A 7,950-nucleotide genomic window follows, 5' to 3' on the forward strand; every position below is an offset into this window, starting at 1 on the left:
CGGCCGCCGCGGGGCCGGTGCCCGCCCCCGATCGGGGCGTACGGATCAAGCCATCCCGTCGAGCGCCGCGGCCAGCCGCTCCGCCCCGCCCACCAGCCGGTCGACGCCCTCGGCCGCGCCGTAGCCCGCCCGCAGCTGCGGGGCCGGCGGCTCGGCGGTGAAGTAGGCGCGTCCCGGCGTGACGGCGACGCCGGCGCGCAGCGCGGCGGCGGCGAGCTGCTGCGGGTCGGTGCCGTCGGGCAGCCGCAGCCACAGGTGGTGGCCGCCGGCGGGCAGCCGCTCCGGGAGCAGCTCGGGCCGCAGCCGCCCGAGCGCACCGGCGAGCGCCGTCCGGCGTTCCTGCAATCGCCCGGCCAGGGACCGCAGGTGGTGCGCCCAGGCCGGTGCGCCGACCAGTTCCAGCGCCGCCTCCTGCAGCGGCCGCGGCACGAAGAAGCTGTCGACGGCCTGGACGGCCCGCAGCCGCTCCAGGGCCGGGCCGCGGGCGGTGAGTGCCGCGACCCGCAGGTTGGCCGAGGTGGGCTTGGTCAGCGAGCGGATGTGCACCACCACGCCGTCCGGGTCGTCCGCGGCCAGCGGCGGCGGGGGCGGCGGGGCGTCGGCGTGCGCGAGCCGCCGGGCGAAGTCGTCCTCGACCACGAAGGCGCCGGCCGCCCGGGCGATGCGCAGCACCTCGGGCCGCCGGGCGGCCGACAGCACCGCCCCGGTCGGGTTCTGGTAGAGCGGCTGGCAGACGAACACCCGTGCCCCGCTGGCCGCGAAGGCGTCGGCGAGCAGGCCGGGCCGCACGCCGTCGGCGTCCACCGGCACCGGGACGGGGCGCAGCCCGGCCGCCCGGGCCACCGCCAGCAGCCCCGGGTAGGTGGGGGACTCCACCAGGACGGGCGCACCGGGTGCGGCCAGCGAGCGCAGCGCGGTGGTGAGGGCGCTCTGCCCGCCCGCGGCCACCAGCACCTCGGAGGCGCTCACCGTCCCGCCGATGTCGCGGGCGAACCAGGTGCGCAGCTCGGGAAGGCCCTCCAGCGGCGGCCTGCTCCAGGCGCCGGGCCGCCGGCCGGCCCGGGCGAGGGCTCCGGCCAGCGCCTGTTCGGGCAGCAGCGAGGAGTGCAGGTAGCCGCCGTTGAGGTCGATCACCTCGGCGGGCTGGACGGCGAGCGCGCCGAGCACCCCGGAGGCGTCGGCGGACCGGGCCGGCGGCACCCCGGCCTCGGCGCTGAGGGCGACCTCCTGCCAGGAGGTGTCCCCGGCGGCCGGCACCGGGCGCGGTGCCGCGGCCCGGAAGACCCCGGCGCCCGGACGGGAGACGACCAGCCCCTCGGCCGCCAGCAGGGCGATCGCCCGGGTGACCGTCACCGGGCTCACCTGGTGGCGTTCCATCAGGGCCCGGCTGGACGGCAGTCGGCCGCCGACCGGGTAGCGGTCCAGTTCGGACCGGAGAACCGCGGCAAGATCCGCCCCACTGCTACGCTCGTGCATGACAGCACACGATAGCGCTATCGCCTCCCGTCCAGTAGCGGTCGGCGGCACCGCACTCGCCGCCCTGGGCGTCCTCGCCTTCTCCTTCAGCTTCCCGGCCACCGCCTGGGCGCTCACCGGCTTCGGGCCGTGGACGGCCGCCGGCCTGCGCGGGGTGCTCGCGGCGGCCGTGGCCGGCGCCGGTCTGCTCGCCGCCCGGGTGCCGCTGCCGGACCGGGCGCACTGGCCGGGCCTGGCGGCCGTGGCGGTCGGCTGCGTCCTCGGGTTCCCGCTGCTCACCACGCTGGCCCTGCAGACCTCGTCCACCGCGCACTCGGCGGTGGTGATCGGCCTGCTGCCGCTGGCCACCGCCGTGGTGGCGGCGCTGCGCTCGGGCGGGCGGCCGTCCCGGGGCTTCTGGTGGGCGGCACTGGCCGGGGCGACGGTGGTGCTCGGCTTCACGGTGCAGCAGAGCCGCGGTGCGCTGAGCCGTGCGGACCTGCTGCTGGTCGCGGCGCTGGCGGTGTGCGCGGCGGGCTACGCGGAGGGCGGGCGGCTGGCCCGCTCGATGCCCGGCTGGCAGGTGATCGCCTGGGCGGTGGTGGCGGCGCTGCCCGCATCGGCGCTGGCGGCGGGCCTGGCGCTGGCCGCGGAGCCGGTCCACGCGGGGCCGCGGGCGCTGGCCGGTCTCGCCTACACGGCGGCGGTCTCGCAGTTCGGCGGCTTCGTGCTCTGGTACCGGGGGATGGCGGCGATCGGCGTGCCCAAGGCCAGTCAGCTGCAGCTCGCGCAGCCGCTGCTCACGCTGGGCTGGGCGGTGCTGGTGCTGGGGGAGCGGTTCTCCCCGGCGGCGCCGGTCGCGGCGCTGCTGGTGCTGGGATGCATCGCGGCCACCCAGCGGGCGCGGGGCTGACGCCCGCCCGCCGGGTGGCCGCAGGGTGTCACTTGACCTCGATGCCGGCTTCCTGGCAGGCCTGGGCGACCTGCGGGGTGCAGACCTCCTTGGCCTTGTAGAGGTTGCCGGCGATGACGGTCGAGGCCACCTTCTCCTTGGTGACGACGATCGGGCTGAGCAGCATCGACGGGATCTGCAGGCCGTTGCTCTCGGTCATGGCGCTCGCGACCGAGGTGATGTCCAGGCCCTTCACGAGGTAGACGGCCATGGTGGCGGCGGCGTCGGCCTCGGGCTTGTACGGCTTGTAGATGGTGTACGTCTGGTCGCCGGTCAGGATCCGCTGGATCGCGTCGAGCGAGGCGTCCTGGCCGCCGACCGGCACGTTCATGCCCGCGCCCTTGAGCGCGCCGATGATCGACGAGGCCATGCCGTCGTTGGCGGAGTAGACCGCCTGGATGCCGGTCTTGCCGAAGTGGCCGATCGCCTCGTTGACCTTGGTGGCCGCGAGTTCGGGCTTCCACTCGCCCGACTGCTCGTAGACGATCTTCTTGACCTTCTCGTCGAGGATCTTGTGCGCGCCCTTCTTGAACTGGGCGGCGTTCGGGTCCGACTCGGCCCCGTTGATCATCACGACATTGGCGTTCGACGCCTTGTTGCCCAGCGCGTCCAGCAGGGCCTGGCCCTGGAGTTCGCCGGTGCGCTCGTTGTCGAAGGAGATGTAGGCGGCGACCTTGCCCGCGGCGAGGCGGTCGTACGCGATGACCTTCACGCCCTTCTTGGCGGCGGCGTCCACCCAGGTCGCCGTGGCGCCCGAGTTCACCGGGTCGAGGAGGATGACCTTCACGCCCTTGGCCAGCAGTGCGTCGAACTGCTGCTTCTGGACGGTCTCGTCGCCGTCCGCGTTGGCGTAGTCGACCTCGCACTTGGTGCACAGCGCGGCGACGGAAGCCTCGATCAGCGGCTTGTCGAAGCTCTCGTACCGGGTCGACGACGACTTCTCCGGCAGCAGCAGACCGATGGTCTTCGTGCCGGAGGAGGTGCTCGCACTGCTGCCCGAGCCGCACGCGGCCAGTGACAGCGCCGCCGACACAGCGGCCGTGCCGGCGAGGATGCGACGCGTCATTGCGTTCATGGTGGGTGGTGCCTCCCTGACAGCGCCGCGGAGAGTGCGGCGAGCAGGAAGTCAATCCGCCGATGCCGCGGCCCGTCAACAAGTAAAACGTTCACTAAGATTTCTCGACCACATTGTTACCTTGTTGAATACATGATCTCCCTCCGGCCCCCCTCAAGCCGATGATGCCGACAACTTCTCAACTCACGGACAGGGCCCGGCCACCCGACGGTGCGGGCCCGTCCGATCAGCGCTCGGTCCGCACCACCAGGCACACCCCGGCCACCACCACGCCGCCGCCGACCGCGATCGGCCAGGTCAGCGCCTCGGACAGGACCATCCAGCCGAGCAGCACCGCGACCACCGGGTTCACGTACGCGTAGGTGGCCACCAGCGGCAGCGGCGCGCGCTGCAGCAGCCAGGCGTACGCACTGAATGCGATCAGCGAGCCGAACACCACCAAATAGGCGAGCCCGGCCCAGGACGCCCCCGACACCGCGGCCGGGTCGAAGCCCTGCGGCTCGTGCCGGACGAGGGCCAGCACCAGCGCCCCGACGCCGCCCGCGAGCATTTCGTACACGCTGGCCGTCAGCGGATTGGCCGGCATCGGCAGCCGGCCCGCCAGCACCGAGCCGCAGGCCCACAGCAGCGAGCCGACCAGCAGCGCGACCAGGCCCAGCGGCCGCACCTCGCCGGTCAGGCCCGGTGCGCTCAGCACCACCAGCCCGAGCAGGCCGACCAGCACCCCGCCCAGGGTGGCCGCCGGCGTCCGGTGCCCCAGCACCCGGCGCAGCACCACGACCCACAGCGGCACGCTCGCCACCATCAGCGCGGCCAGCCCGGACGGCACCGACTGCTCCGCCAGCACCACCATGCCGTTGCCGCCGACCAGCAGCAGCAGGCCGACCAGCACCGCCGAACCCAGCTCGCGCGAGGACACCCGCAGCGCGGCGGGCCCCTGGCGGACGGCGATCAGCACCGCCAGCACCAGCCCCGCCGCGACGAAGCGCATCGCCCCGGACAGGAACGGCGGCATGGTCTCCACCACGACCCGGATCGCCAGGTAGGTCGAGCCCCACACCACGTAGACGATGCCGAGCGCGCCCCAGACCGCGCCGGACAGGCCGCGCGGGGGAGCGGCGTCCTTCGGGGCCGTGACGGGAGTACTCGCAGGGACGGACCGGGACGGATCTGGACAGGACGGGTCGGCGGCTGGCTGCGGCGAAGCCGATGTCATGGGTGTCTCCCTGGTTCGGTACTGAACATCCGGTATGAGATCACAGTCCGGGCGGACCGCGGGAGCCCCGTCCCACCCTGCGGCCGGCGCGCCCGCCCCCGTGGCCGCCCGCCCCGTGCGCCTTCCGGATGAAGTCGGCGGCCCGGACGGACGCCACCGCGCGCCGGACCGGCCGCGCAGTGGTAGGCATGGACGGTCCGAGCGCGGACGACCGAGGAGCGCACGAGGTGGAGTGGTTCGCGGCCCCCGACTACTGGCTCGCCCGCCAGGTCTTCCAGCGGCTGGTCGCGCTGCTCTACACCGTCGGGTTCGTCGCCGCGGCCAACCAGTTCCGCGCCCTGATCGGCGAGCGCGGCATGCTCCCCGTCCCGCGCTTCACCGCCGCCGTCCCCTTCCGCCGCTCGCCCAGCCTGTTCCACTGGCACTACAGCGACCGGGCCTTCGCCGCCACCGCGTGGGCCGGGGCCGCCCTCTCCGCCGCGCTGGCCGCCGGGGCGGGCGACCTCGTGCCGCTCTGGGCCGCGATGCCCTGGTGGGCGCTGCTCTGGGCGCTGTACCTCTCCGTCGTCAACGTCGGCCAGACCTGGTACGCCTTCGGCTGGGAGTCGCTGCTGCTGGAGTCCGGGGTGCTCGCCGCCTTCCTCGGCAACGGTGACGTCGCCCCGCCGGTCACCGTCCTGTGGCTGCTGCGCTGGCTGCTCTTCCGCGTCGAGTTCGGCGCCGGACTGATCAAGTGGCGCGGCGACGCCTGCTGGCGCGACCTCACCTGCCTCTACTACCACCACGAGACCCAGCCGATGCCCGGCCCGCTCAGCTGGTTCTTCCACCACCTGCCGAAACCGCTGCACCGGGTCGAGGTCGCGGCCAACCACACCGTCCAACTGCTCGTGCCGTTCGCGCTCTTCCTGCCCCAGCCGGGGGCGAGCATCGCCGCCGCCCTGATGACCGTCACCCAGTTCTGGCTGGTCCTCTCCGGCAACTTCGCCTGGCTGAACTGGCTCACCATCGCCCTGGCGCTCTCCGCGGTCGACGCCGGCACCGCCGGCCGCGTGCTCCCCCTCCCCGACGCCCCGCACTACCCCGCCGCCCCCGTCTGGTACGAGGTGCTGGTGCTCGCGTTCACCGCCGGCGTGCTCGTCCTCAGCTACCGGCCCGCCCGCAACCTGCTCTCACCCCACCAGGCGATGAACCGGTCCTACGACCGACTCCATCTGGTGAACAGCTACGGCGCCTTCGGCTCGGTCACCCGGATCCGGCACGAGATCGTCCTGGAGGGCACCGACGCCGAACTCCCCGGCCCCGACACCCGCTGGCACGCCTACGGATTCCGGGGCAAACCAGGCGAACTCCGACGTATGCCGCGGCAGATCGCCCCCTACCACCTCCGCCTCGACTGGCTCATGTGGTTCGCCGCCATCTCCCCCTCCTACGCCCGGCCCTGGTTCGCCCCGCTGGTCGCCCGGCTGCTCGTCAACGACCCCGACACCCTCCGGCTGCTCCGCCACAACCCCTTCCCGGACACCCCGCCCACCTTCGTCCGCGCCCGCCTCTACCGTTACCGGTACAGCAGTTGGCGCCGACTCAGGTCCACCGGCGAGTGGTGGCAGCGCGAACCCCTGCGCGACTTCCTCCCGCCGGTCACGCTCAGCGACGTCCGGCACCTCGCACCCCGGACCGGGCCATGACACGGCACAGCTCCGCAACAACGCGCCAGGTGCTCGCGCCCGTCGAACGGGCACCCGTATTCTGGCCCTCGCGCCGTACCCGCCGAGCCGCATCTCGGCGCCTCTCTCCGCAGAACCCCCCTCCCGTCACCCGCCACGAACCGGACTTCCACATGACAGTGCGCTACCTGAACGACGCCGACGCCTCGGTGCCGGCCCCGGCTGCCACTCCGGACGGCGAAGCCGGGCCGGACACCCGCGAGGAGCTCGGCCGGTATGCCGACCAGGGCGGCTTCACCCTGACCCCCGACGCCAACCCGTGGCTCGCCGCAGCCACCACCGTCACCGAGGGCGAGGACGCGCGCGCCGCCTCCACCGTCCTCGCCGAACTGCGCAGCCTCGAGATCCGCGCCGTCGGCGGCGCGGTCAGCGGCCTCGCCGCCAAGGCCGAACTCGACGTCCCGGACACCCTGCTCGGCCTGAGCACCCTGCTCGACGTCCTGCAGCGCGTCCAGTCCGCCACCACCACGCTCAGTGCCGAGGCCTTCTCCGCCGACCTCGACGCCCTCGCCGCCGCCACCGGCACCCGCCGCTGGCGCACCGAGCAGAACGTGAAGCTGTCGATCGGCCGGCGCTGGACGCTGCGCTCGCAGGCCAAGGCGCTCACCGGCGGCAAGAAGATCGGCCGCGCCGACCTGCACGCCGCCCTCGCCGCGGCCGCCGGCGCCCGCAGCGACTGGTCCGCCCTCGCCACCGGCGGCGCCAACCCGGCCGTCCCGGTCGACGGCGCCCTGCTCGCCGAGACCGCCCAGGCCATCGACTCGCTCGGCACCGCCGTCCGCGCCCTCGGCCGCCTGCTGCCCGGCCAGGAGCCGGAGTCCCTGCCGCTCGGCGAACTCGCCGACCTGGTCGACCGCCTGGCCGCCGACGAGGGCACCCTCTTCCGGCTGCCCGCCCTCGCCTCCCTCCGTACCGCACTCGCCGAGGAGGGCCTCGACGGCCTGCTCGCGGAGCTGACGGAGCGCCAGGCCGACCGCGAGGCCGCCCTCGCCGCGTACGACCGGCACACCGCCGGTGCCGCCGAGGACGGTACGGACGCGGAGGAAGCCGCCCGCCAGGCGCTCGCGGCCGGTCCGCGGGGCGAGCAGACCGCGGAGGCGGTCGAGGCCGCCGAGGTTGCTGAGGTCGCTGAGGCCGTCGAGGCCGTTGAGGCGGTCGAGGTCGAGGTCGAGGTCGAGGTTGAGGCCGAGGCCGAGCCGGTGGTGGCCGAGGTTGCGGTCGAGGAGACCGTCGCCGACGTCGAGCCGGTGGCTGAGGTCGAGCCCGAGCCCGTCGTGGAGGAGCCGGCCGTCGAGGCGGAGGCTGCCGCCGAGGTCGAGCCCGTTGTCGAGGCTGAGCCCGAGCCGGTGGTCGAGGCCGAGCCGGTCGCCGAGGTCGAGGTTCCGGTCGAGGTCGAGCCGGTGGTCGAGGCCGAGGCGCCTGTCGAGGAGCCGGTGGCTGAGGTCGAGCCCGAGCCCCTCGTGGAGGAGCCGGCCGTCGTGGAGGAGCCGGCCGTCGCAGAGGTCGAGCCCGTGGTCGAGGCTGAGCC

Annotated in this window: 6 protein-coding genes; 3 read left to right on the forward strand and 3 right to left on the reverse strand. The window is 74.4% G+C overall.

Going from position 1 to position 7,950, the window contains the following annotated elements; all coding sequences use genetic code 11:
• Nucleotides 1-45: 45 nt before the first annotated feature.
• Nucleotides 46-1,476, reverse strand: a complete 1,431-nt coding sequence (locus tag ABZ641_RS19825; RefSeq protein ID WP_359983436.1) for a PLP-dependent aminotransferase family protein — start codon at nucleotides 1,474-1,476, stop codon at nucleotides 46-48.
• Here ABZ641_RS19825 and ABZ641_RS19830 point away from each other — a divergent pair.
• Nucleotides 1,475-2,368, forward strand: a complete 894-nt coding sequence (locus ABZ641_RS19830) for a DMT family transporter (RefSeq protein ID WP_344623656.1) — start codon at nucleotides 1,475-1,477, stop codon at nucleotides 2,366-2,368. The genes ABZ641_RS19825 and ABZ641_RS19830 overlap by 2 nt on opposite strands.
• 28 nt (nucleotides 2,369-2,396) lie before the next feature.
• Here ABZ641_RS19830 and ABZ641_RS19835 read toward each other — a convergent pair whose 3' ends face one another.
• Nucleotides 2,397-3,482: a substrate-binding domain-containing protein gene (locus ABZ641_RS19835; protein ID WP_344623657.1), complete on the reverse strand. Its 1,086-nt coding sequence runs from the start codon at nucleotides 3,480-3,482 to the stop codon at nucleotides 2,397-2,399.
• A 226-nt stretch (nucleotides 3,483-3,708) separates the two neighbouring features.
• Nucleotides 3,709-4,698, reverse strand: a complete 990-nt coding sequence (locus tag ABZ641_RS19840; protein ID WP_344623658.1) for an EamA family transporter — start codon at nucleotides 4,696-4,698, stop codon at nucleotides 3,709-3,711.
• Between the two features lie 227 nt (nucleotides 4,699-4,925).
• On the opposite strand from ABZ641_RS19840, the gene ABZ641_RS19845 reads away from it, so the two are divergent.
• On the forward strand, nucleotides 4,926-6,383 hold the full coding sequence (locus ABZ641_RS19845) for a lipase maturation factor family protein (RefSeq protein WP_359983442.1): 1,458 nt from the start codon (nucleotides 4,926-4,928) through the stop codon (nucleotides 6,381-6,383).
• 152 nt (nucleotides 6,384-6,535) lie between these two features.
• Nucleotides 6,536-7,950: hypothetical protein (locus tag ABZ641_RS19850; RefSeq protein WP_359983440.1), on the forward strand; the 1,415-nt coding region annotated here is incomplete at its 3' end.

The organism is Kitasatospora sp. NPDC007106 (assembly GCF_040634455.1).
In the GTDB taxonomy this organism is placed as follows: Bacteria; Actinomycetota; Actinomycetes; order Streptomycetales; family Streptomycetaceae; genus Kitasatospora; species Kitasatospora arboriphila.